A 25,098-nucleotide genomic window follows, 5' to 3' on the forward strand; every position below is an offset into this window, starting at 1 on the left:
TGCCTCTTTAAACCTCTAAACCTTTGCAACTATACAAATTAATATTTAAGCCATCTATATAATTCTTTCCACGTTGGTTTTTTGCCGTACATTAAAATACCGACACGGTAAATTTTTGCTGCAAACCAAACGACAAGGAAAAAGCTAGCAAACAATAATGATACCGAAATTGCGATTTGCCACCACGGAACACCAAACGGAATACGCATTAACATGACAATTGGCGATGTAAGCGGAATCATTGAAAATACCACCGCAACAGTTCCATGAGGATCATTTACAACTGTAAAAAATCCGATGTAGACACTTAAAATAAGTGGCATAATAATCGGTAACAAAAATTGCTGTGAATCGGTTTGATTGTCTACAGCTGCTCCAATTGCCGCATAAAATGAACTGTATAAAAAGTAACCTCCAATGAAATAAACCACAAAACCAATTAAAATACTGGCAATAGGCAAATTCCATAATTCATTAATATACATTTGTGCTGACCCGGACATTTCATGTTGTGCTGACTCCATTAATTCCGGTGAAATTTTGGCAGTTGGACCTACATTTACCCCAAAAAATGCCGAAGCAGCAAACATCAGTCCCAAACCAATTATCGCCCAGATTGTAAACTGCAATAACCCTGCAAGTGAAGTTCCAACGATTTTACCAATCATTAACTGAAATGGTCTTACCGATGAAATAATGATTTCGATAATTCGATTTGTTTTTTCTTCGATTACACTTCGCATTACCATATTTCCGTAAATGATAATAAACATCATAATCAAGTAACCGAAAGCGCCGCCAATAAAAATTTTTATTTCATTCAGGCCTTTTAAGCTTTCTTCACCTGAGGATTTTGCCAAATGAATATTAACTGTTGCCTGTGCTTTTTGAATCGCCAAAGTATCCAGTTTCGCCTTTTCTAAATTCAGTTTTGTAATCTTAGAAGCTATGACATCCTGTGTGTTTTCAATAAAACTAATACTCGGACTATTGTTTGAAATAAATTCAGTCTTACTTTCCAGATCCTCTTTTGGAATAATAATTAAACCGTCAAGATTTTCCTTGGCAATACTATCTTTCAGAACTTCTACATCAATTTGAGACCAATTAATGTATTTAAATTCAGCATTTTTTTTATTCTGTTTTACAAAATCATCTGCAAACAAACCGGTTTCATCATGAATTGCAATTCTTTTGGTTTCGGCTTTCATGGAACTCAAATAACCAATAAAACCAGCAATTGCAACAAACAATAACGGACTCAAAAAAGTCATGACTACAAAAGACTTATTGCGGACTTTTGCAATAAACTCTCTTTTTATAATTAATGATACAATGCTCATAAATATTTAATTTTCAAATTCTAAATTCCAATTTAAAAAAATGCTAAAATTGGAATTTGGAATTTATTTTTTGGAATTTAGATTTTATTCTCCGTTACTGTTTGAATAAAAATATCGTTGACACTTGGAATTTTCTCTACAAAATGTGTTACTTGTCCTCGCTGAGTAAGAAGATGCAATAATTCATTTGGTGTTGCATTTCCTATCTGGATATTTAATTTTAAATCATCATTCAACGATTTGAAACTTGCTGGTGAAACGGTAAATTTTTGTGTGATATCGTACATCAAACCTTCAACATTATTGGTCAGAATTCCAACCTCAAAACTATTAGTCCTAAATTGACGCTTAACATCACTTAGCTTCCCTTCAATTAATTTATTCGATTTATGAATTAACGCAATATCATCGCAAAGTTCTTCCACACTTTCCATACGGTGAGTTGAGAAAATAATAGTAGCTCCCTGCTCCTTCAAAGCTAAAATTTCATCTTTAATAATATTGGCATTTACAGGATCAAATCCTGAAAACGGTTCATCAAAAATTAACAATTTTGGCTTATGCAATACACAGACTACAAACTGGATTTTCTGTGCCATACCTTTTGAAAGTTCCTGGATTTTTTTGTTCCACCAACCCTGAATGCCTAAACGATCAAACCAATAATCGAGTTGCTTTTTAGCTTCAGCTTTAGAAAGTCCCTTCATCTGCGCCAGATACAAACATTGTTCCCCTACTTTCATAGAAGTATACAAACCTCGTTCTTCAGGAAGATAACCAATAGTCTGGACATGTTTAGGCTGCAATTTTTCTCCATCTAAAATTATTTCACCACTATCCGGGAGTGTAATTTGATTGATAATTCGGATAAGAGATGTCTTTCCTGCTCCATTCGGGCCTAATAGCCCGTAAATACTGCCCTTTGGCACATTTAATGAAACTTCGTTAAGCGCTACATAATCTCCGTATTTTTTTACGACATTATGTACTTCGAGTAAGTTGCTCATGCTGTTTTTAGGGTTTTCTGCGTCAGTTTGACCATTTTGGCCTGCGAGTGTAAAAGTAAATAATTAGTATTAAAAGTTTGTATTAATAGCATAAAAACAAAACTAAATCGATTAATTTTTTGCCACGAATTTCACTAATTATCTCAAATTAGAAAAAAACTGAAATTAACTTCAATAATTTCCATGTTATGTAACTATTTAGCCTAATCAAATTTGATCTTTGCTTAAAAATCAACCCCAAATTGCTCAAATTAAGCTGGTTTAAATAGATTTTCTATATAAATCGACTAAAATTTTCAACCTATATCCGTGAAATTCATCGCTAACTTTTTAAACTCTTTTCAAAACAAAAAACCCATCCTAATAATTTACTTTAAGGATGGGTTTTAAAATTTATTTTAATTTTTAAAAAAAGTTATAGCTATGAAAACATATCTTTTACTTTTTCAAAAAATGATTTTTCTGATTTTTCAGGATTAGGAATAAAATGTTCGTCATTTAAAGCATTTTCAAAGAATTGTCTTTGCTCTTTGTTCAACGTTTTTGGTGTCCAGACATTTACGTGAACCAGTAAATCTCCGTTTCCGTATCCATTGATGCTTGGAATTCCTTTTCCTTTTAATCGTAATATTTTTCCTGATTGAATTCCTTCTTCCAGTTTAATACGAACTTTTCCGTTGATTGCTTCAATATCTTTCGAAGCTCCTAAAACTGCTTCCGGGAAACTGATATATAAATCGTAGTGAATATTTTCGCCTTCACGTTTTAAGAATTCATGCTCTAATTCTTCAATTGCAACGATCAAATCTCCTGGAACACTGTTTCCCGGAGCATCGTTACCTTTGTTAGAAACTTTCAACTGCATTCCGTCAACAACTCCTGCGGGGATTTTTATAGAAACTGTTTCGTCTTCTACAACCATTCCCTGAGCATCTGCCTCAGAAGGTCTTTTATCTAATATTTGTCCGGAACCACCACAGGTAGGGCAAGTTGATGCTGATTGCATCCTTCCTAAAATCGTGTTGGTTACACGCATTACCTGTCCCTGACCATTACAAGTCGAACATGTTTTGTACGTTACACCCTTTGCCTGAACTTTACGTTTAACTTTTACTTTTTTCTCAACACCATTTGCAATTTCTTCTAAAGTTAATTTGACTTTAATTCGAAGATTGCTTCCTTTAGCACGACGTGGACCGCCACCGCCGCCTCCGAAGCCGCCAAATCCTCCGCCAAAAATATCACCAAACTGGCTGAAAATGTCATCCATATTCATACCACCGTGGCCACCTCCGCCAAAACCTCCTGAACCATCAAATGCCTGATGTCCGTATTGGTCGTATTTAGCTTTTTTATTAGGATCGCTTAAAACTTCATAGGCCTCTGCCGCAAGTTTAAAGTTTTCTTCTGCCTCTTTGTCGCCTGGATTTTTATCCGGATGATATTTCAGCGCACTTTTTCGGTATGCTTTTTTAATTTCGGCAGCGTCAGCATTTTTTGAAATGCCCAGTATTTCGTAAAAATCTTTTTTCATAATTAGGTAAATTGCTTCGCCAGTTCACTAGCGCTCGAGTCCAAATCTTAAAATCCCAAAAATTCAATTTAAATTATTGAAAATGAAACTTCTGTTTGCATTTTTTAGTTTCCGATAACCACTTTAGGGAAACGAATAATTTTGTCTCCTAATTTGTATCCTTTTTCTATAACATCAACAATTTTCCCTTTTAATTTATCAGACGGTGCTGGAATTTGGGTAATTGCTTCAGCAAAATCAGCATTAAAAGCATCACCTGCTCTTACTTCAACTTGCTCTAAACCTTTAGCCACCAAAGTGCTTTTCAATTTTTCATGAATCAACTCTACTCCTTTTTTTAAGTTTTCATCATCAGATTTGTTGATCTCTACAGTCGCTCTGTCAAAATCATCCAAAACAGGAAGCATGGCTAACAAAACCTCTTGGTTGGCTGTTTTAAACAAATCGATACGCTCTTTTGAAGTTCTTTTTTTATAATTTTCAAATTCGGCAAATAATCTCAAAAACTTATCTTTTTCCTTTGCCAAGTCCTGAGCCAATTGCTCTTCAACACTTAATTCTTCAACAATTAACTGCTCACCGTTGGCATTGTTCTCTAACGTTACATCATCTAATTCCTGATCGAATTCTGTATTTTCCGTAGTCATATTATTTGTATTTTTAAAAATATTCTTAAACTTCATTTTTAATTCTTTCTGTTGGATTGCAAAAGTACTGCCAAATCTTTGAAAATGTCAAATTGTCACTTTTATTAAACTTGGCATCCTTTTAAGCAATAATCTCTTAAAAAAAAATTAGTAAAATTTTAAGACTATTACGATTTAGTTTGTTCTATATTTGAGCTTCAAAACCAAATCAGTATTATTTTACCTATCAAAATTGAATTTAAGGGTTAGCCTCGGCTTATATAAATTATTAATTCAAGTTTACCTTATATTAAAAAAAGCTTTGCCTAATTGACGAAGCTTTTTTTTGTTCTTTTTTCTGCCACAAATTGCACAGATTAAAATGATTTCCTTCACTTTGTTAACTGATTTTCTCGCCACAAATTTTCGCAAATTCACTAAGTTTTTCACGCAGATTTAAAAAGATTTAAGCAGATCTCGCAGATTATAATTAAAATTAAATCTACTTTAATCTGCAGAATCTGCGTGAAATAAAATCCTTAAATCTGTGCTATCTGTGGCAAAAGCCTTTGCTAACCTTGCATAAATCCTTGTGCACTTTGCGGCTAACTTACGACTGTAGTGCCTTTTTCAATCCTTCAAAATCAACTGATACCTGTTCTCCCGAAACTAAATTTTTAAGCGAATAGGAATTAGCCGCAATTTCCTGATCTCCGGCAATTACCGCAAAAGGAATCAAACGTTTATCTGCATATTGAAATTGCTTACCCACTTTTACATTATCAGGATACAATTCTACTTTTATGTTTTCTTTTCTCAATTTCTGAATCGCCTGTGAAGCATATAAAGCCTCAGTATCTCCATAATTAATAAACAACGCTTTCGATGTCGCTGCTACCGTTTCCGGAAATAACTGCAATTCTTCTAAAACCAGATAAATTCTGTCTAATCCAAAAGAAATCCCAACGCCACTCATATTTTTTAAACCAAAAATACCAGTCAAATCGTCGTATCTTCCGCCACCGCCAATAGAACCCATCGAAACAGTTTTTGGAGCCGCTACTTCAAAAATAGCTCCGGTATAATAATTCAAACCTCGCGCTAAAGTCACATCCAAATCCAAAGTTGCCGTTGACAAACCTAAAGTTGCCACATTGTCGCATATAAATTTCAATTCTTCCACTCCTTTCATTCCTTCTTCTGACGAAGCCAATAAATTGGAAAGCTGACTAATTTTATCTGCAAAACTTCCTGTAAAACTAAAAAGCGGCTGTACCTTAACCAGCGCTTCTTCAGAAATGCCTTTTTCGATCATTTCTTTTTTCACACCATCTTCGCCAATTTTATCCAGTTTATCCAAAGCTACCGTAAAATCGATTAGTTTATCAGATGCACCTATTACTTCGGCAATTCCGGATAATATTTTTCTATTATTAATTTTAATCGTTACACCCTCCAAACCTAAAGCATTAAAAACAGTATCATACAATTGAACCAATTCTACTTCCTGCCATAATGATTTCGATCCTACAACATCAGCATCACATTGAAAAAACTCCCTGAAACGACCTTTCTGCGGACGATCTGCTCTCCAAACTGGCTGAATCTGATATCTTTTAAAAGGAAATTCAATTTCGTTTTGGTGCTGTACCACATATCTTGCAAACGGAACGGTTAAATCGTAACGTAACGCTTTTTCAGAAATTTTTGGAGTTAATTGTTTTGAAGTGATACTTGACAATTCATCACCTGAAATTTTATCCAAAAAATCTCCGGAATTCAATATCTTAAAAATCAAACGATCGCCTTCTTCTCCATATTTCCCCATCAAAGTTTCTGAATTTTCAAACGAAGGCGTTTCAATAGGCTGAAAACCAAAATTCTCAAAATTATTTTTTATGGTCTGAATAATATATTGACGTTTTGACACCTCTGCAGGCGAAAAATCCCTTGTCCCTTTTGGTATGCTTGGTTTTGAAGCCATCTTTGTTATTTTAGATTTTAGATTTAGATTTTAGATTCTTTTGAAATGCCAGCTCTAAACTTCTTGTACATTATTTTATTTTAGATTTTAATTTTTTTCAAATCCTAAATCGCCTGCAAATATCTTATTTTTTAAAATAAATAATGCCAGTTCGAAAACAAACTTGTAACAAAAAACGTATTTTCGTGTCAAATTGGTCATGATGCTAAAATTATTTAAAGAAAATATCCGAATTGCTTTTGGTTCCATCAAAACACAATTACTGAGAACCATTCTTACCGTTTTAATTATTGCCATCGGAATTACGGCTTTGGTTGGAATCCTGACCGTTGTTTCTGCTCTTGAAAACACAATCTCTACTGATTTTGCTTCAATGGGCGCCAATACTTTCAACATCAATCAATACGAAAGCAATGTTAGAAATCGTGGCGGAAATGAACGTGAGGTTGTCAATCCTATTATTTCTTATCCTGAAGCTGTAGCTTTTAAAACAAAATATAAATATCCTTTTACGGAAACGTCACTTTCCTTTACGGCTACTTCAACAGCCGAGGTAAAATATGGTGCCGAAAAAACAGATCCGGAAATTAAAATCGTTGGTGTCGATGAACATTTTATTAACAACTCAGGATTAGAGACTAGTCTGGGACGTTCTTTTAATCAATTTGATATCGAAAACAATACTTATTCCTGCATCGTAGGTTCAGATTTTGAAAAAGGACTTTTAAAAGATGTGAATCCAATTGACAAAGTAATTTCGATAAGAGGGGCAAAATTCAAAGTCATTGGTGTTTTAAAAGAAAAAGGTTCCACTTTTGGAAACAGCCAGGATTTACGTGTTTTAATTCCAATTCAGGTAGCGCGTTCCTTATTTACAGCTCCCAATATTAATTACACGATGAGTGTCATGGTTTCTAAAAAAGAGCTTTTAGACCAGGCTATCGACAATGCAACAAGCACTATGCGAAGAGTTCGAAAATTAAGTCCGGTTCGTGACAATAATTTCGGTATCGTACGAAGTGATGATTTGATCAACCGCATACTCGGAATCACGCAATATTTAGGCTGGGCTTCATGGATTATCAGTATTATTACCATTTTAGGATCTTCAATTGCGCTAATGAATATCATGATCGTTTCGGTTACTGAGCGTACCCGCGAAATTGGTGTCCGAAAAGCATTGGGTGCAAAAAGAACCACTGTTGCAGTTCAGTTTTTTATCGAAACTTTATTGATTGGCCAGATTGGAGGTTTGGTCGGAATCGTATTGGGAATCCTTCTCGGTTTTGGTATCGCAACCGCAATGAGCTTCGCATTTGTTATTCCGTGGACTGCTATTTTTGCAGCCTTTGCGACCAGTTTTATGGTTGCCATCGTGTCTGGGTTATATCCGGCTATTAAGGCTTCAAAACTGGATCCGATTGAAGCTTTGCGTTATGAATAGTTTTTTTACCGTCAGATGTTAGAGAAATTTTGTCGCCAAAGTTTTTTACACACCGTTTGTCATTCTGTAGGAATCTCTTTTACTCATTTCATTTTTAAGCATTTCTATGATTGAATACACAGAAGGAATATATACTTTTATATTTTAACTAATAAAAACAGAACCGTTTTAGAACCGTTTTATATACTGGCGTAACAAACAATTTAAAATTACGCTTGCAACAGCATAAGAGCAAATTAAACCCTAACAGTTTCACAGCAAAATATAATTCGCATTTTTTAATTTATTTTGAAAAGTTCAGCTGGATTCAATTAGCAATTGAAAGAGAAAAAGAAATTAAAAATCTTTCAAGGAAAAAAAAATTAAATTTAATAAAAGAAATAAATCCAAATTTAGAATTCTGGAATTTTCATTTTGAATAATAGATTCCTACGGAATGACAAACTTTGTGTAAAATTTTAAATCTAACAAAAACTAAATATCCCCTCTCATCATCCTGTCATTATCGTAAATATCTTTTCGCAATTCGATATTTTTAAAATTCATTTCCTCCAGTAAATCAGTCATTTCAGTTCCTAAATACTGATTGATTTCAAAATACAATTGTCCGTTCTCCACAAGATTTTTCTGAGCCAATTCGGCAATTTTCCGATAAAAAACCAAAGCGTCATTGTCTTCCACAAAAAGTGCCAGATGCGGTTCATAATCCAGGACATTCTTTTTTATCTCCTGTTTTTCCAAATTACGAACATAAGGCGGATTCGAAACAATAATATCAAAATCCTGTTTTAAATCATCGGTTTCGAAAATACTCTGCAATAAAAAGTCAACCTCTACATTATTATTTCTCGCATTTTTTTTTGCCATGGACAAAGCATCTGCCGAAACATCAATTGCAAAAACTTTGGCATTTGGAATATTCTTCGCTAACGAAATGGCAATGCATCCACTCCCAGTCCCGATGTCCAAAATCTTTAATTTTTTCAATCTTTCAATTTTTGAATTTTCTGCTATAATCCATTCCACCAATTCTTCCGTTTCAGGCCTCGGAATCAAAACATTCTCATTGACTTCGAAATCCAAGCCATAAAAATTAGTTTTCCCTAGTAAATACTGAATGGGAACTTCTTTTTTTAATTCCGACAAGAGTATTTTCCAATTTTCTATTTCAGCTTCTTCAAAAGCCAATTCATGGTTTAACGCCAAATCAATTTGTCGCAATTTATGTTTATCTTCTAAAATTAAATAGAAAAAACTCTCCGCTTCATACGCATCATAAAATGGCGATAGTTCCTGAATAAAGTGAGTGCGATATTGTTTGATTTTCATCTTGACGGGTATGAGTAATTTTAGCGATAACCAATTGTATTCTTAATAAGTGTTACACAAACAAATTTTGTTACAATTCGTTTTATAATTCTTTCAGCATCCAAACCGGACAAGAATTATGTCCTGTACACCCCATTGGCGCTTTTAAATACTCAAATCCTGATTTTTTATATAATTTTTGTGCTGCATGCATAAACGGCATCGTTTCGATATAGCATTTTTCAAAACCGAAATCTCTCGCTTGTTTCAGGCATTTCTCCATCATTTTACTTCCAATTCCCAAACCTCTCGTTTCAGGTAAAAAATACATCTTTTGTAATTCACAAATTTTAGGGTCACCATTTTCCAAAGGCGCAATTCCACAACAACCAACAATCTCACCTTCATTTTCTACCACAAAATAAACCGCCTGAGGTTTGTTATATTCCTCAAACATCAAATCTAAATATGGGTCTCCGTAAGCTGTTCCTACTTTTGGGATTTCCATTTCATCAAAAACAGATCGTATTAATTGAGCAACTGCCTGATTGTCTTCTTTTTTAATTTGCCTAATGACCCAATTTTCCATATTTACATTTGTCTTACTATGATATTGCAAAAGTAGAAATACTTTTTAGATAGTTTCATAACATAACCCTAAACTCAAAAATAACTACTTTTGCAGTATGAATATACAGGAGAAATATATAAAACGATGCCTTCAATTAGCCAAAAATGGATTAGTTGCAGCAATGCCTAATCCATCTGTTGGAGCGGTTATTGTTTATGAAGGTAAAATAATTGGGGAAGGTTATACTTCGCCTTATGGTGGAAATCACGCGGAGGTTAATGCAATAAATTCAGTAGCTGATAAGTCATTATTATCCAACTCAACTATTTATGTAAGTTTAGAACCTTGCAGCCATTTTGGAAAAACGCCTCCTTGCTGTGATTTAATTATTGCAAATAAAATTCCGAGTGTCGTAATAGGAACTGTTGATCCGAATGAAAAAGTAGCTGGAAACGGAATCAAGAAATTAATTGCTGCCGGGGCAAATGTTACCGTTGGCATTTTAGAAAACGAATGCAACGAACTCAACAAACGCTTCTTTACTTTTCATCAAAAAAAAAGGCCTTATATTATATTAAAGTGGGCAGAAAGCCGGGATGGTTTTTTGGCACCAGAAAAAGAAGTTAATCCGGAACGAAAACCTGTCTGGATTACCAATCAATATTCAAGACAAATGGTTCACAAATGGCGAAGCGAAGAGCAGGCAATTTTAGTGGGAACAAAAACTGTTATTGATGACAATCCGAAGTTAAATGTTCGGGACTGGTCAGGAAACAATCCTGTCAGAGTAGTTTTAGATCAAAATAATCGAATTTTAAAAGACAGTTTTATTTTTGATGACACCGTAAAAACTATTGTATTTACTAAATCTGAAATTAACCTTTCAACAGAAAACACTACCTTTGAAAGTATTAATTTTAATCAAAATGTAATACCCAATATTTTGGCGGTTTTATATCAAAACCAAATTCAGTCTATTATTATTGAAGGTGGCCTGCAAACTTTACAATCCTTTATTGATCAAAATATTTGGGATGAAGCCCGCATTTTTGTTGGTAAAGCCTCTTTTGAAAAAGGAACAAAAGCACCACATTTGTCAGGAAAAAATGTAGAAAAAAAATATATCGGAAACGATGAATTAATACAAATTAGAAATCATGATTGATACTATAATTTTTGACTTTGGAGATATTTTTATCAATTTAGATAAAGAAGCTACTATTTCAGGATTGCAGAAATTAGGCATGACCGAATGGAATTCAGAATTGGATCGTTTGAATCTTTTATTTGAAACAGGGGATGTTTCGTGTGATGATTTTCTGGCAGGTTTTCAAAAGCAATTACCAAATGCTTCAATTGAAGAAATTCTGGAAGCATGGAATGCGATATTAGCTGATTTTCCTTTATACCGATTAGAATTTCTGCAAATGCTTTCTGAAAAATATCGTTTGTTTTTGTTAAGCAATACCGATTCTATTCATATTGAAACTTTCGAGAACAAAAGCGGAATCTCTTTTTACAGCGATTTTTACCAATGTTTTGAAAAAGTTTATTTTTCTTTTGAAATAGGAATGCGAAAACCAAATCCGGAAGTTTTTCAATATTTAATTAACAAACACGAATTGTCTCCAAAGCGTACTTTGTTTATAGATGACAAAAAAGAGAACACAGATTCAGCCGCTGCTCTGGGCTTTCATGTTTGGAATTTACAAGTTGGTCAGGAAGATGTTGTTGATTTATTTGAGAAACAAATACTTTAGAAATTTTACTTTTGGAATATAACGACACCTATCAAACCGTTGCTTTTGAATCTGAAGAAGTGCTTTTTAAGGAAAAAGGAAGTAAATTTTTCGGTTACGCTTTTCCCATAGAAAATGAAGAAGAAGTAAAACCGATTATTGAAAACTTAAAAAAACAACACCCAAACGCTGTGCATTACTGTTACGCCTATCAATTAGGCACAGCTCCAAAAATATCTTACCGTGCTAATGATGATGGTGAACCCGGTAATACAGCTGGAGCACCAATTTATGGGCAAATACAATCTTTTGGATTAACTAACGTACTTGTTGTCGTAGTTCGATTTTTTGGCGGAATCAAATTAGGCGTAGGCGGATTAATTGCTGCTTACAAAACTACCGCTCAAATGGCACTTGAAGTTTGCGAAATTGTCGAAAAAACGATTGATGTTCATTTTTTAATTTCATTTGATTATAAAAACATGAACAAAGTAATGCGTGTTATCAAAGAAAAAAAACTTGAAATTGTATCTCAGGAAATGGAGATAAATGAAGATTCCGGATTACCAATTGGTAAAATATTTACCAAAACCAGAAAAAAAAATGCCGAAATAATATTCGGCATTTTTGATTTAATGTTCGAAATCGATATTAAAATTATATAAGTTAGCATTAAAATCTACCTCATTTTAACAATTATTCAAGTGTTTTAAACAATTCTAAAATATAATCCGGAGGAGCAGTTGGACGACCCGATTTTAAGGAAATAAACACTAAAATAAACACTGCCGTTGTTAATAACTCATTTGCCTCATTATAAATCGCACACTCAAATTCTATCTTGACAGAAGATTGACTTTTGAAAGCAGTATGAATCGTTAACAACTCATCATAACGGGCAGATTTTTTATAATTTATCTGCATGGAAACAATTGGAAGTCCAATACCGCTTTCCTCCATGATTTTATACGAAATCCCTTTGTTTCTAAGCCATTCCACACGCCCTATTTCAAAATACGGAATGTAATTTCCGTGGTATACAACCCCCATTTGATCTGTTTCTGAATAACGTACACGTACCTGAGTCTGATGATTTTTCATTATTTATAAATTAAAAAAATTTAAGCTTTTAAAGTTTCCTTACAACATTTTTTTTATAAATTACATTGCAAAATATTTTTTTTTACAGAAATTTGTTCACATATTTGTTATCCCGAAAAAAGGAAAAAAAACTCTACTATTTTATAGGAGAATCATTACCAATAATACAAAATTTATTTGAATCTATGACTAAAACTGCTCAATCGGTATGGGAAAACTGTTTGTCCTTTATAAAAGACAATATTCAAGATCAAGCCTACAAAACTTGGTTTGAACCAATCAAATCAGTTGAGCTAACCGACAATGCGCTATATATTCAAGTTCCAAGTAAATTTTTCTACGAATGGCTGGAAGAACATTATGTTAAATTATTGAAAGTTGCGCTTACCAAAGAACTGGGGAAAAACGCAAAGTTACTCTATAAAATCAAAATGGAAAACACTTACGGTAATAAACAACCATTTACCGAACAGCTTCCAAGTTCTAACAGAGTACCGATGAAACCGCAAGAGGTTGATGCTCCGTTCAAAAACTTAAATCCTGAACTTAAAAACCCATTTGTAATTCCCGGAATTAGAAATTTAAAAATTGAGTCGCAATTAAATGCCAACTACAGTTTTGATAATTTTCTTGAGGGAGACTCAAACCGTTTAGCCCGTTCTGCAGGCATGGCTGTTGCCAATAAACCTGGAGGAACATCCTTTAACCCATTATTGATTTTTGGAGGGGTTGGTTTAGGAAAAACACACTTAGCACACGCTATTGGCGTTGAAGTAAAAGATAAATATCCTGAAAAAACGGTTTTATATATTTCTGCCGAGATTTTTACACAACAATATATTGATTCGGTAAAAAAGAATAATCGAAATGATTTCATTCACTTTTATCAATTAATCGATGTTTTAATTATTGATGATGTTCAGTTTTTATCCGGAAAATCAGGAACTCAGGATGTATTCTTTCATATTTTTAATTATCTGCACCAAAATGGAAAACAGGTAATTTTAACATCAGACAAAGCACCTGTTGACATGCAGGATATTGAGCAGCGTTTGCTGTCCCGTTTTAAATGGGGATTATCTGCTGAATTACATCAGCCAGATTACGAAACCAGAATTTCAATCTTAAAAAACATTTTGTATCGTGATGGTGTTGAAATACCGGAAGATATTATTGAATATGTTGCCCGTAACATTAAAACTAATGTTAGAGAATTAGAAGGTGCTATTATTTCGTTAATCGCCCAATCTTCTTTCAACAAAAAAGAAGTTACCATTGAATTAGCTAAAAGTGTAGTAGAGAAATTTGTAAAAAATGTAAAGAGAGAAATCTCTATTGATTATATTCAAAAAATTGTGTCAGATTATTTTCAGTTGGATATTGAAACACTTCAATCAAAAACCAGAAAAAGACACGTGGTTCAGGCGAGACAACTGGCCATGTTTTTTGCAAAGAAATTCACAAAGGCTTCTTTGGCAAATATCGGTTCTCAGATTGGAGATCGCGATCATGCTACCGTATTACATGCTTGTAAAACTGTTGACAATTTAGTTTCTACTGACAAACAATTCAAGAAATTTGTAGAAGACATCAACAAAAAATTAACGCTATAAACGCGCATCATGCCAGTAAAAATCTTAATGGTTTGTTTGGGAAATATTTGCAGATCCCCTTTAGCTGAAGGTATTTTAGCATCAAAATTACCAAAAGACAATTTCATAGTTGACTCCGCCGGAACAGGCTCCTGGCATGTAGGACATTCCCCTGACAAACGCTCCATTGCTATTGCTCAACTGAATGGTTTATGTATTGACAATCAAAAGGGACGTCAATTTAAAACTTCCGATTTTGATGAATTCGATTATATCTATGTAATGGACAATTCTAATTATGGCAATGTAATTGATTTGGCACAGAATCAAGAGCATAGAAATAAAGTACATCTCATTTTAAACGAATTATTTCCTGGTGAAAATGTGGATGTGCCAGACCCTTATTTTGGTATGACCAACGGATTTGAAACTGTATATCAGATGTTAGATGAAGTTACGGATATCATTGCACAGAAACTTATCGAAAAACATTCTTAGACTTACACTTCTTTTCAATTATTTGCCTACTATTTATTGATTCGCATACAAATTATAAAACAAGCCCATGAAACTTTTAGGAAAATTATATTTAATTCCAACTACCATGGGCGAAAGCGATCCGATGGATGTTTTGCCACAGACTGTAAAAAGAAGCATTGATTTTATAGATTATTATATTGTTGAAAACGAAAAGACAGCCAGGAAATCTATAAAAGCAGTTTCTCCTGAGAAAAAACAATCAGAACTCATTCTATTTACATTAAATAAACGAACGGAACCAAGCGAGCATTTAGACTTCATCAAACCATTATTAGAAGGAAAAAATGTTGGATTGATGAGCGAAGCAGGTTGTCCGGGAGTTGCAGATCCAGGTGCGGTTATTGTAAAACTGGCACACGAAAAAGGAATTCAGGTAATACCTTTGGTTGGACCGTCTTCTATTTTATTAGCTATGATGGCTTCCGGAATGAACGGACAAAGTTTTACTTTCAATGGATATTTACCTATTGATAAAGACGAGAAGAAATCCGCATTAAAGTTTTTTGAAAAATTATCTCAGGATAAAAACCAGTCCCAGCTTTTTATTGAGACACCTTACAGAAACAACAAATTAGTTGAAGATCTTTTGCAGATTCTAAACCCTGCTACACATCTTTGTATCGCTACAGATATTACTTTGCCAACAGAATTTATTAAAACAATGCGTGTTTCTGATTGGAAGAAATTGAAAGTTGATTTGCATAATCGACCTACGATTTTTATTATTCATAAAATGTAAATTTAAAACAATTTCAATGAAAAAGTTTTCAATACTGTTTTTGATGTCTTTTGTACAAATTTCCTTTGCACAGTATAAGGAACCAACTATTAAAGGAGACCCTGATTCAGAAGAGATCTCCTCTGTAGATAAACAACCTGAATTCCCTGGCGGACCAGATGCTTTATACAACGAATTCATCAAAAAAAATTATAAGACACCTAATGTTAAAGGCCTAAAAGGTAAAGTTTATGTTACTTTCATCGTTGAAAAAAATGGAACATTATCTAATATAAAAATTTTAAGAGATATTGGATATGGAACTGGAGAAGAAGCCATTAGAGTTCTAAAACTATCTCCGAAATGGGTTCCTGCAAAGAAAAATGACAAACCTGTAAGATGGCAATATGCATTTCCTATAACTGTAATCGGAGATGAGCTAACCGATGCAGCCAAATTGTATGACCTGACTCAAAATAGTTCAGTGACACCTGTTATTAATGAAGACAATCTAGTTTATAACACAGCTGGTATAGAAGTCAAACCAGAATTCCCTGGAGGTCAGGAAGCATTGAACAGCTTTATAAAACAAAATTATAAAAATCCAAAAGAAAATCTAAAAGGAAAAATATATGCTACTTTTGTTATTGAAAAAGATGGATCATTAAGCGATATAAAAATCTTAAGAGATCTTGATTATGAAACAGGCAAGGAAGCTATTAGAGTTTTAAAACTATCCCCGAAATGGATTCCTGGAAAACAAAATAACAAGACAGTCAGAGTTCTCTATTCCATACCTATAATTCTAAATTAATATTTTTCTTAAGTTAGTTTTTCATTCCGCTCACAAGTTTTCCCCCAAATCAAACTTTTCATGAGTAAACTTCCAAACATAACCACAAGCATTTTTACGGTAATGTCCAAAATGGCGACCGAATATAATGCGATAAATCTTTCTCAGGGATTTCCAAATTTTCCCGTTGATGAAAGATTGACAGACATTTTAGCGAAGTTGGCAAAAGAAAACGTGCATCAATATACCCCAATGGCAGGTTATCCGCCCTTGCTGAATCAGATTGCAAAATTAATTCTGAGTTCTTATAATAGAGTTATAAATCCTGATTTGGAACTATTGGTGACAGCTGGGGCAACACAGGGAATTTTTACTTCGATTTTAGCTTTGGTAAAAACAGATGACGAAGTAATTATTTTAGATCCAAGTTATGACTCTTATGAATCTCCAGTTTTATTGTGCAACGCAAAACCAGTTCGGGTTGCTTTAAACGATGATTATACGCCAAATTGGGAAACCATTGAAAAAGCGTGTTCGGAAAAAACCAGGATAATTATTATCAATAATCCGCATAATCCTACTGGAAAAATATTAACTGAAAATGATTTTTTAGAATTAGAAAAACTACTTTCAAAATTCCAAAATATTGTCGTCTTATCTGATGAAGTCTATGAATACATTACTTTTGAAGAAAAACATATTTCGACACATACAAAAGATTTTCTGGTAAACCGTTGTATTATGGTTTCTTCCTTCGGGAAATCATTTCACATTACAGGCTGGAAAATCGGTTATACGGTCGCGCCGGAATATTTGATGAAAGAAATCAAAAAAGTACATCAGTTTTTGGTTTTCAGCGTAAATAGCATTTCACAGGCAGCAATTAATCAATACTTAGATGTTGTTGATGTAAATCTACTTGGAAAATTCTATAAGGAGAAACGAGATTATTTTCAAAAACTGCTTCAAAACAGCCGATTCGAATTAAAAACCTGCGAAGGAACTTATTTTCAGGTTGCTTCCTATGCCAATATTTCTGACGATGATGATGTGACTTTCTGCAAAAAATTAATCACAGATTTCGGTGTCGCTGCAATCCCAATTTCCACCTTTTATTCTGATCATAAAGATCAAAAATTAATTCGTTTTTGTTTTGCCAAAGATGACTTCACACTTGAATCAGCAGCAAAAAAAATATGTGAAATATAAATCTTTTCGAAAATTTATAACACTATTATGCGCGCATCCTATTTAAATTAATTAATTTTGTAAAAACAAAAAAAGTATGAGCTATACAGATAAAATGTTACGGGACGATGCTTTAAAAGGTAAAGTTATTGTAGTTACAGGTGGCGGAAGTGGTTTAGGAAAAGCAATGACTAAGTATTTTTTAGAATTAGGAGCTCAGGTAGCGATTACTTCAAGAGATTTAGAAAAGCTAAAAACAACAGCAACAGAACTTGAAACAGAAACTGGCGGAAAATGTCTGCCTGTTCAATGTGACGTTCGTCATTACGAAGAAGTTGAAAACATGCTTCAGGAAGTTTTAAAAGCCTTCGGAAAAGTGGACGTTCTTTTGAACAATGCTGCCGGAAATTTCATTTCTCCAACGGAACGTTTATCAGCAAATGCATTTGATACTGTTATCGATATCGTACTTAAAGGCTCGAAAAACTGTACACTAGCCTTTGGAAAACACTGGATTGACAGCAAACAAAAATCAGCAACAATTTTAAATATTGTAACTACTTATGCCTGGACAGGTTCTGCCTATGTAGTACCAAGTGCAACAGCAAAAGCCGGGGTTTTAGCCATGACAAGAAGTCTTGCCGTAGAATGGGCGAAATACGGAATTCGTTCTAACGCCATCGCTCCGGGACCATTCCCTACAAAAGGAGCCTGGGACAGATTATTACCGGGCGATCTTGCTGAGAAATTTGATATGGCCAAAAAAGTACCTTTGAAGCGTGTAGGCGATCATCAGGAATTAGCCAATTTAGCAGCTTATTTAGTTTCTGATTTTTCTGCTTATGTGAATGGAGATGTTATTACGATTGACGGTGGTGAATGGCTGAAAGGCGCTGGACAATTCAATTTACTGGAAGCAATTCCTGAAGAACTTTGGGATCAGCTCGAAATGATGATAAAAGCAAAAAAGAATAAATAATTACAAGTGCTTACTAAATTCAGAATATTTTATAAAACTATACTGATTGCACCAAATCCCAATGGCATTGCTGTTGGGATTTTTTATACAAGTGATGCCATATTTAACCATATAATATAAGTTCAGTTAAGTTATACTTTGTTTAAACATCTTATTGCTTACATTTACTTATATTATATGGTTTAAATACATAATATGTTTAGACAGTTCACTTAAATTATTATTTTTGTCCAACAAATATATAATATCAAATTTATGCTCATTATTGGAATTGCAGGAGGAACAGGAAGTGGAAAAACAACCGTAGTACACCAAATCATGAACGAATTACCGGATACTGAAGTTGGGGTAATTTCGCAAGATTCTTATTATAAAGAAACCCATAATTTGTCATATGACGAAAGAGCATTAATCAATTTTGATCATCCCAGGGCTATTGATTTTGAATTGCTGGAAAAACATTTAAAAGCATTAAAAGCCGGAGAAACAATCGATCAGCCGGTTTATTCATTCATTCAGCATAACAGAACGGATGATACCGTTTCGACACATCCAAGAAAAGTAATGATTGTTGAAGGTATTTTAATCCTGACCAATCCGGAATTGCGTGAACTATTTGACATTAAAATATACGTTCATGCCGATTCCGACGAAAGATTAATTCGTCGTTTAAAAAGAGATATTTCTGAACGAGGCCGTGACATCGATGAGGTTTTAACACGTTATCAAAACACCTTGAAGCCTATGCATGAGCAGTTTATAGAACCATCAAAAGCTTTTGCAGATATTATTATTCCAAATGATAAATATAATACAGTTGCAATTGATGTCGTTCGTGCCGTAATTAATCAGAGAATTTCATAATTTTTATTGTAAATTTATTCCATAAAAATAAGGAGCTATTCCCGCTCTCGCCTGTATCTTTTTACGGCAGAAAATGCCATAAAAAGGATATCGGCTCCATCGGGGCTAAAAAGATCAATCATATTCAAAAGAAAAAAATCGGTTAAATAAAAACTAAATGAAAAATCCATACAAAGACAAATCCTGGTTTAAATTCCTGGGCAACAAATATGTTTGGGTCTTGCTTTTTTTTGTAGTCTGGATGCTGTTTTTAGACAATTATTCCTATTTTGACCATCGGTTTTTAGACAACCAGATCAATGAGCTTGAAGATAACAAAACCTATTATCAGGAGGAAATCAAAAAAGATCAGGAGCAGATTAAACAACTAAAAAATCCCGAACAGATAGAAAAATATGCCCGCGAGAAGTATTTTATGAAAAAGGACAGCGAAGACATATATATCATCAAATTTGAAGACGATACGATTCAGAACAAAGAATAAATCCAGAAAAAAATTAAAATGGCTACTACCCTATTCAACGATTTTAATCCGATTTCATCCAAACAATGGAAGCAAAAAATTCAGTTTGAGTTGGATGGCGCCGAATACAATCAAACCGTAATCTGGAATTCTCCGGAAGATATTCAGGTAAAACCTTTTTATCACAATGATGAATTTTCAAAAGCTGCTCCTATACAAACAAAAGCTGCCAAATTTAAAATCTGTCAAAACATATTTGTTTATGATATAGAAAAATCAATTCAGAGAGCCATCAATACTATTGAAAGAGGTGCCGAAAGTTTACGATTTACTATCGAAAACGAAAAAATTGACATCCAAAAATTACTAGAAAGCCTTCCTTTAGAAAACAGAACTGTTTACTTTAATTTGAATTTTATTTCAATCGATTTCGTGAAAAAATTAGACACCATTTCGATTCAGAAAAAAGCAAATTTTTATTGTAATATTGATCCAATTGGCCATTTTGCCAAAGAAGGAAATTGGTTGCCTACATCTGATAAAAATAATTTTGAAACAATTGATAAAATTTCAAAAGCAACTTTAAATCTTTCTCTTCTTAGTATCGATTTAAGTTTATATCAAAATGCGGGTGCTAACATTACACAACAAATAGCCTATAGCCTGGCGCATGCAAATGAATATTTAAATCGTCTCCCAAATATTCCAAAACAAATCGTTTTTCAGGTTGCCGTTGGAACTAATTATTTTTTTGAAATCGCTAAACTTCGCGCTTTGCGGATGCTTTTCAAATTAATCGTGGCTGAATACAATTCTGATTTAGAGTGTCATTTATTAGTTACACCAACCAAACGCAACAAAACGATTTACGATTACAATGTTAATATGTTGCGTACGACAACCGAATGCATGTCGGCTATTTTAGGAGGCGCCGATGCAGTTGCCAATTTACCTTATGACGCCTTATACCACAAAGACAATGAATTTGGTGATCGAATTGCCCGAAATCAATTGTTGATTTTAAAACATGAAAGCTATTTTGACAAAGTTAATAATCCGGCTGATGGCAGTTATTATATTGAAAGCCTGACCATGCAATTGGCAGAAAAAAGTTTGGCATTATTTAAAAATATAGAAGCTGAGGGGGGATTTTTGAAACTTTTAAATGATGGTACCATCAAAAAGAAAATTCAGGAAAGCGCCACTAAAGAGCAGGAATTATTTGATTCCCAAAAAGAAGTTTTATTAGGAACCAATAAATACCCTAACAAAGAAGACAAAATGAAACACGATTTAGAGTTATTTCCTTTTGTAAAAATAAAATCCAGAAAAACATTAATTACCCCAATCATAGAAAAAAGATTAGCTGAAAAGCTCGAACAAGAAAGACTGGAACTTGAATAATCATTTTCAAAGTAATTAATAAATCCTCACAAAGAGTTAGTACATGGTAAGAAAAGACCTTAAACATATCAATCTTCAAAACCTGAAAATGGATTCTGAAAAATCAGATCCATTAAAAAGTTTTCGAACAGCTGAAGGAATTCAACTCAAAGAAACGTATTCCGAAAAAGATATTGAAGATTTAGAATTCCTTGATTTTGGAGCCGGCTTTGCTCCTTATCTTCGTGGACCTTACGCAACAATGTATGTTAAACGTCCGTGGACAATTCGTCAGTATGCCGGATTTTCGACAGCTGAAGAAAGTAATGCTTTTTACAGGCGAAATCTTGCAGCCGGACAAAAAGGTTTGTCCATAGCTTTTGATTTACCAACGCACCGAGGTTACGATTCTGATCACGAAAGAGTTGTTGGCGATGTTGGAAAAGCTGGTGTTGCAATAGATTCTGTTGAAGACATGAAAGTGCTTTTTGATCAGATTCCACTGGATGAGATGTCCGTTTCAATGACCATGAATGGTGCCGTTTTACCCATTATGGCATTTTACATTGTCGCTGCCGAAGAACAAGGAGTTGCTATCGAAAAATTATCAGGAACAATTCAGAATGATATCTTAAAAGAATTCATGGTTCGTAATACTTATATTTATCCACCTACGCCTTCGATGAAAATCATTGCTGATATTTTTGAATTCACGAGTAAGAAAATGCCCAAATTCAATTCTATTTCAATTTCCGGATATCACATGCAGGAAGCCGGAGCAACAGCTCATATTGAATTGGCCTATACTTTAGCAGATGGTTTAGAATATATCAGAACCGGATTATCAACAGGGATGACAATTGACGAATTTGCACCAAGATTGTCATTTTTCTGGGCAATTGGAATGAATCACTTTATGGAAGTTGCCAAAATGAGGGCCGGAAGGATGATTTGGTCTAAATTGGTACAACAATTCAATCCAAAAAGTGACAAATCATTAATATTAAGAACGCATTGCCAGACTAGTGGCTGGAGTTTAACAGAACAAGATCCATTTAATAATGTGGCCCGAACCTGTATTGAAGCTGCAGCAGCCACTTTTGGAGGAACACAATCATTGCATACCAATGCGCTTGATGAAGCGATAGCGTTACCAACCGACTTTTCTGCAAGGATTGCTCGTAATACTCAGATTTTTTTACAGGAAGAAACTAAAATAACCAAAACCGTCGATCCCTGGGCAGGGAGTTATTATGTTGAAAGCCTGACCAACGAAATGGTGGAGAAAACATGGAAACTGATTGAAGAGGTTGAAGAATTAGGTGGAATGACAAAAGCCATTGAAGCTGGAATTCCTAAATTGAGAATTGAAGAGGCAGCTGCCAGAAAGCAAGCCAGAATAGACAGCGGACAAGATATTATTGTTGGTGTCAATAAATTTAGATTAGAAAAAGAAGATCCTTTACATATTTTGGATGTTGACAACCAAATGGTTCGAAAACAGCAAATCGAGCAACTGGAAAAAATAAAAGCAAAAAGAAATACAGAAAAAGCAAATCAATCACTGGAAAAATTAATCCATTGTGCAAAAACCGGTCAGGGAAACCTATTAGAAATTGCTGTTGAGGCCGCTCGAAACCGAGCCACTTTAGGCGAAATCAGTGATGCTCTTGAAAGTATCTTTGGCCGATTTAAAGCACAGATAAAATCCATTAGCGGTGTGTATAGTGCAGCAATAAAAAACGACGAAAATTTCGAAAAAGCAAAACAATTAGCAGATGTCTTTGCTAATCAGGAAGGAAGACGCCCAAGAATTATGATTGCCAAAATGGGACAAGATGGCCATGACCGTGGTGCAAAAGTAGTAGCAACAGGTTATGCCGATGTAGGTTTTGATGTGGATATTGGCCCATTATTTCAGACACCTGCAGAAGCTGCCAAGCAAGCTGTTGAAAATGATGTACATATTCTTGGTGTTTCATCGTTAGCTGCAGGTCACAAAACATTAGTTCCGCAAGTTATTGAGGAACTTAAAAAACATGGTCGTGAAGATATTATGGTAATTGTTGGAGGCGTAATTCCTGCTCAGGATTATCAATTTTTATTTGATGCCGGAGCTGTTGCCGTTTTTGGCCCAGGAACTAAGATTAGCGAAGCGGCTATCAAAATTTTAGAAATATTAATAGATTAAAAAAAATCATGAGACATAAAAAATCCCGAATTACTCGGGATTTTTGTTTACTTTTTATTCTTAATCATTAATTGTAGCATTACTATCTGCTTCAATATAAGAAAGATCATAACCTCCAAAGGCTTTCATATAACTCCTTAAAGAAGTTCCATAAGCATCCCTGAAATGCCTGTTCCCTTTGTTTTTGAAGAAGTTTTTTACTGATCCTGCTCCTCCAAGATGTGCTGCGGCCAAAATTCCAGATTCGGTAATTGCAACTCCATTAATAATTTTACCTTCATATTTCTGGATTTCACGGCGTAAAATCCATTTGTTTTTGGAAAGTAAAGCAATAAATGCTTTTTCCTGCAATGCAGGATTCTTTAAAAAGGCTTTGTCGTTGTGAACACCTACTGATCTTAAAGTTTTAGAACCAAATTGGTATTTACCCATGTATCCAATGGAATTTACTTTTCGGTATTTTCCCTGGGATTCTTTAAAAGCAACTGCTTCTTTAAAACCGATAAGATGATTTCCGGTAAATGGGATGTTTAAATTAGTTGAGGAAGGATAATCATCCTTGTCCTGAGATGGAAATAAGTATTCTGATCCATCTGTCTTTTCTGTTAGATACCATGGTTTGGCTTCTAAATTGAAGGGTTTAAAACTCAGGCTTAAAAATGTAATAATAACAATCAAACTTGAGTAAAAGTACCATTTCTTTATCATAAATTATTTTTCTTCAAAACGCTGTCACCTTTTTGAAATTTCTACGGTGCAAAGATAATAAATATAAAATAACACTGATAATCAGCTAATTACGCTTTTTTAAAAATAAAACAAATGTCCTTTAAGCCCTTTATTGGCGGAGTATTCAAGAGTTGGGGCAGGAATTTTTATCGTGTTGAAAACAGAGAAAATAGTTTTTAAAAAATGTGATTTTGTATCAATTTTTTGCAAATTCACGTCAAAACTAAGATAAAACTGACGAAATTTATCTTGATTTTGAATCAAAAACGGAATTTCATTTTGGATGTTTCCTGTCAACATTCCATCAGCTCCATAACCAAAAGCAACATTTAACCACTTTGGAATTTTGGTTTCTTTTGCAAAAGAATGCAGGTTAACAGAAAACCAGTAAGTCTGACCATTATAATCCTTCAGGACTTGTTCATTCAATGAAGTTCCCAGGATTTCAGGTCTTTGATTTGCATAATGAGTAGTATGAAAAGAAAATTTAGGTGTAATCCGCTGCTCTTTCCAAAGTAATTCCTGAGAAACATATAAAGCCGTTCCGGTAGCATTAGCGATTATATCTCCCGAAGAAGCACCCCATTCTGAAGAATAGCCATCTAAAACTTCAACAGCGGTGAGAAACACAAATCCCACACCGGCGCCATAAATCAATTGTTTTTTTCTGTCAGTTCCACTCCACTTTAAGGCTTCTGAACCTAATCTCCCTAAATGATACGCAGAGTACATGTGCCCAATTTTATCCATTTGAAGCCATTCGTCATTATCATTAATAAAATGAAAATTAGATTTTGGATAATCTGCATACCAAATCTGGTTCAAGCCAATTAAAGTAACTGTAGCCAAAGAGACTTCGGTTATAATAACTGTATTTTGTCTTTTTTTGTTTAAAGTATCCGAAGGTGTTAGAAAACTTTCTAAGTTAGTCTGGGCTTCAATACATTGAAAACTTAAAAAAAAAATTACAGATAAGAAAAGGAAAAATTTAAAATTCAAAA

25 protein-coding genes are annotated in these 25,098 nt (G+C 34.0%); 15 read left to right on the top strand and 10 right to left on the bottom strand.

What is annotated here, in order from left to right:
• Window positions 1–38 precede the first annotated feature (38 nt).
• The 5 genes from J2W48_RS13290 to hisS all read right to left on the bottom strand — a co-directional run bounded on the left by J2W48_RS13290 (window position 39) and on the right by hisS (window position 6,494).
• On the bottom strand, window positions 39–1,343 hold the full coding sequence (locus J2W48_RS13290; RefSeq protein ID WP_310282114.1) for an ABC transporter permease: 1,305 nt from the start codon (window positions 1,341–1,343) through the stop codon (window positions 39–41).
• Window positions 1,344–1,420: 77 nt separating this feature from the next.
• Window positions 1,421–2,350 carry an ABC transporter ATP-binding protein gene (locus J2W48_RS13295; protein ID WP_310282116.1) on the bottom strand — a complete coding sequence of 310 codons (930 nt, stop codon included), beginning with the start codon at window positions 2,348–2,350 and terminating at the stop codon, window positions 1,421–1,423.
• A gap of 421 nt (window positions 2,351–2,771) precedes the next feature.
• Window positions 2,772–3,884: a molecular chaperone DnaJ gene (gene dnaJ, locus J2W48_RS13300; protein WP_310282117.1), complete on the bottom strand. Its 1,113-nt coding sequence runs from the start codon at window positions 3,882–3,884 to the stop codon at window positions 2,772–2,774.
• Between the two features lie 104 nt (window positions 3,885–3,988).
• On the bottom strand, window positions 3,989–4,567 hold the full coding sequence (locus J2W48_RS13305; protein ID WP_310282118.1) for a nucleotide exchange factor GrpE: 579 nt from the start codon (window positions 4,565–4,567) through the stop codon (window positions 3,989–3,991).
• A 553-nt stretch (window positions 4,568–5,120) separates the two neighbouring features.
• Window positions 5,121–6,494, bottom strand: coding sequence for a histidine--tRNA ligase (gene hisS, locus J2W48_RS13310; RefSeq protein WP_310282119.1), 1,374 nt, complete (start codon window positions 6,492–6,494; stop codon window positions 5,121–5,123).
• Window positions 6,495–6,693: 199 nt separating this feature from the next.
• On the opposite strand from hisS, the gene J2W48_RS13315 reads away from it, so the two are divergent.
• The gene (locus tag J2W48_RS13315) at window positions 6,694–7,938 is read left to right on the top strand and encodes an ABC transporter permease (protein ID WP_310282120.1); all 1,245 of its coding nucleotides are present in this window, start codon (window positions 6,694–6,696) and stop codon (window positions 7,936–7,938) included.
• Between the two features lie 215 nt (window positions 7,939–8,153).
• A complete protein-coding gene (locus tag J2W48_RS13320; RefSeq protein WP_310282121.1) occupies window positions 8,154–8,360 on the top strand; it encodes a GIY-YIG nuclease family protein in 207 nt (68 codons plus the stop codon).
• A gap of 52 nt (window positions 8,361–8,412) precedes the next feature.
• On the opposite strand, the gene prmC is transcribed toward J2W48_RS13320, so the two are convergent.
• Window positions 8,413–9,267 (bottom strand): peptide chain release factor N(5)-glutamine methyltransferase, encoded by an 855-nt coding sequence (gene prmC, locus J2W48_RS13325; protein ID WP_310282122.1) that lies wholly within the window; start codon window positions 9,265–9,267, stop codon window positions 8,413–8,415.
• A gap of 82 nt (window positions 9,268–9,349) precedes the next feature.
• The gene (locus tag J2W48_RS13330) at window positions 9,350–9,835 is read right to left on the bottom strand and encodes a GNAT family N-acetyltransferase (RefSeq protein WP_310282123.1); all 486 of its coding nucleotides are present in this window, start codon (window positions 9,833–9,835) and stop codon (window positions 9,350–9,352) included.
• A gap of 97 nt (window positions 9,836–9,932) precedes the next feature.
• Here J2W48_RS13330 and ribD point away from each other — a divergent pair, with 97 nt between their 5' ends.
• Genes ribD through J2W48_RS13345 form a run of 3 tightly spaced genes read left to right on the top strand, consistent with a single transcriptional unit; the run spans window position 9,933 to window position 12,221 of the window.
• Complete coding sequence (gene ribD, locus J2W48_RS13335) at window positions 9,933–10,982, top strand: bifunctional diaminohydroxyphosphoribosylaminopyrimidine deaminase/5-amino-6-(5-phosphoribosylamino)uracil reductase RibD (protein WP_310282124.1); 1,050 nt, start codon at window positions 9,933–9,935, stop codon at window positions 10,980–10,982.
• Complete coding sequence (locus J2W48_RS13340; RefSeq protein WP_310282125.1) at window positions 10,975–11,577, top strand: HAD family hydrolase; 603 nt, start codon at window positions 10,975–10,977, stop codon at window positions 11,575–11,577. Before ribD ends, J2W48_RS13340 begins: the two co-directional genes overlap by 8 nt.
• 11 nt (window positions 11,578–11,588) lie before the next feature.
• A complete protein-coding gene (locus J2W48_RS13345) occupies window positions 11,589–12,221 on the top strand; it encodes an IMPACT family protein (protein ID WP_310282126.1) in 633 nt (210 codons plus the stop codon).
• A 31-nt stretch (window positions 12,222–12,252) separates the two neighbouring features.
• Here J2W48_RS13345 and J2W48_RS13350 read toward each other — a convergent pair whose 3' ends face one another.
• Window positions 12,253–12,657 (bottom strand): acyl-CoA thioesterase, encoded by a 405-nt coding sequence (locus J2W48_RS13350; RefSeq protein ID WP_310282127.1) that lies wholly within the window; start codon window positions 12,655–12,657, stop codon window positions 12,253–12,255.
• A 185-nt stretch (window positions 12,658–12,842) separates the two neighbouring features.
• On the opposite strand from J2W48_RS13350, the gene dnaA reads away from it, so the two are divergent.
• From dnaA to scpA, 10 genes are all read left to right on the top strand, one after another.
• Window positions 12,843–14,270, top strand: coding sequence for a chromosomal replication initiator protein DnaA (dnaA, locus tag J2W48_RS13355; RefSeq protein WP_310282128.1), 1,428 nt, complete (start codon window positions 12,843–12,845; stop codon window positions 14,268–14,270).
• A gap of 9 nt (window positions 14,271–14,279) precedes the next feature.
• Entirely contained in the window at window positions 14,280–14,747 is a 468-nt protein-coding gene (locus J2W48_RS13360; RefSeq protein ID WP_310282129.1) for a low molecular weight protein-tyrosine-phosphatase, read from the top strand.
• Between the two features lie 67 nt (window positions 14,748–14,814).
• Window positions 14,815–15,528 (top strand): SAM-dependent methyltransferase, encoded by a 714-nt coding sequence (locus J2W48_RS13365; protein ID WP_310282130.1) that lies wholly within the window; start codon window positions 14,815–14,817, stop codon window positions 15,526–15,528.
• Between the two features lie 16 nt (window positions 15,529–15,544).
• A complete protein-coding gene (locus tag J2W48_RS13370; RefSeq protein WP_310282131.1) occupies window positions 15,545–16,321 on the top strand; it encodes an energy transducer TonB in 777 nt (258 codons plus the stop codon).
• A gap of 60 nt (window positions 16,322–16,381) precedes the next feature.
• A complete protein-coding gene (locus tag J2W48_RS13375; protein WP_310282132.1) occupies window positions 16,382–17,509 on the top strand; it encodes a methionine aminotransferase in 1,128 nt (375 codons plus the stop codon).
• 76 nt (window positions 17,510–17,585) lie between these two features.
• A complete protein-coding gene (locus J2W48_RS13380; protein WP_310282133.1) occupies window positions 17,586–18,467 on the top strand; it encodes an SDR family oxidoreductase in 882 nt (293 codons plus the stop codon).
• 255 nt (window positions 18,468–18,722) lie between these two features.
• Window positions 18,723–19,331 (top strand): uridine kinase, encoded by a 609-nt coding sequence (udk, locus tag J2W48_RS13385; protein WP_310282134.1) that lies wholly within the window; start codon window positions 18,723–18,725, stop codon window positions 19,329–19,331.
• 157 nt (window positions 19,332–19,488) lie between these two features.
• Window positions 19,489–19,815, top strand: coding sequence for an FtsB family cell division protein (locus J2W48_RS13390; RefSeq protein ID WP_310282135.1), 327 nt, complete (start codon window positions 19,489–19,491; stop codon window positions 19,813–19,815).
• Window positions 19,816–19,833: 18 nt separating this feature from the next.
• Window positions 19,834–21,198, top strand: coding sequence for a methylmalonyl-CoA mutase subunit beta (locus J2W48_RS13395; protein WP_310282136.1), 1,365 nt, complete (start codon window positions 19,834–19,836; stop codon window positions 21,196–21,198).
• Between the two features lie 43 nt (window positions 21,199–21,241).
• On the top strand, window positions 21,242–23,368 hold the full coding sequence (scpA, locus tag J2W48_RS13400; RefSeq protein ID WP_310282137.1) for a methylmalonyl-CoA mutase: 2,127 nt from the start codon (window positions 21,242–21,244) through the stop codon (window positions 23,366–23,368).
• A 60-nt stretch (window positions 23,369–23,428) separates the two neighbouring features.
• Here the strand turns inward: scpA and J2W48_RS13405 are convergent, their stop codons facing one another.
• Window positions 23,429–24,076, bottom strand: a complete 648-nt coding sequence (locus J2W48_RS13405; RefSeq protein ID WP_310282138.1) for a peptidoglycan-binding protein LysM — start codon at window positions 24,074–24,076, stop codon at window positions 23,429–23,431.
• Between the two features lie 99 nt (window positions 24,077–24,175).
• On the bottom strand, window positions 24,176–25,096 hold the full coding sequence (locus J2W48_RS13410; RefSeq protein ID WP_310282139.1) for a DUF2279 domain-containing protein: 921 nt from the start codon (window positions 25,094–25,096) through the stop codon (window positions 24,176–24,178).
• Window positions 25,097–25,098 lie beyond the last annotated feature (2 nt).

It is taken from the genome of Flavobacterium piscis (genome assembly GCF_031457575.1).
Lineage (GTDB): Bacteria > Bacteroidota > Bacteroidia > Flavobacteriales > Flavobacteriaceae > Flavobacterium > Flavobacterium piscis_A.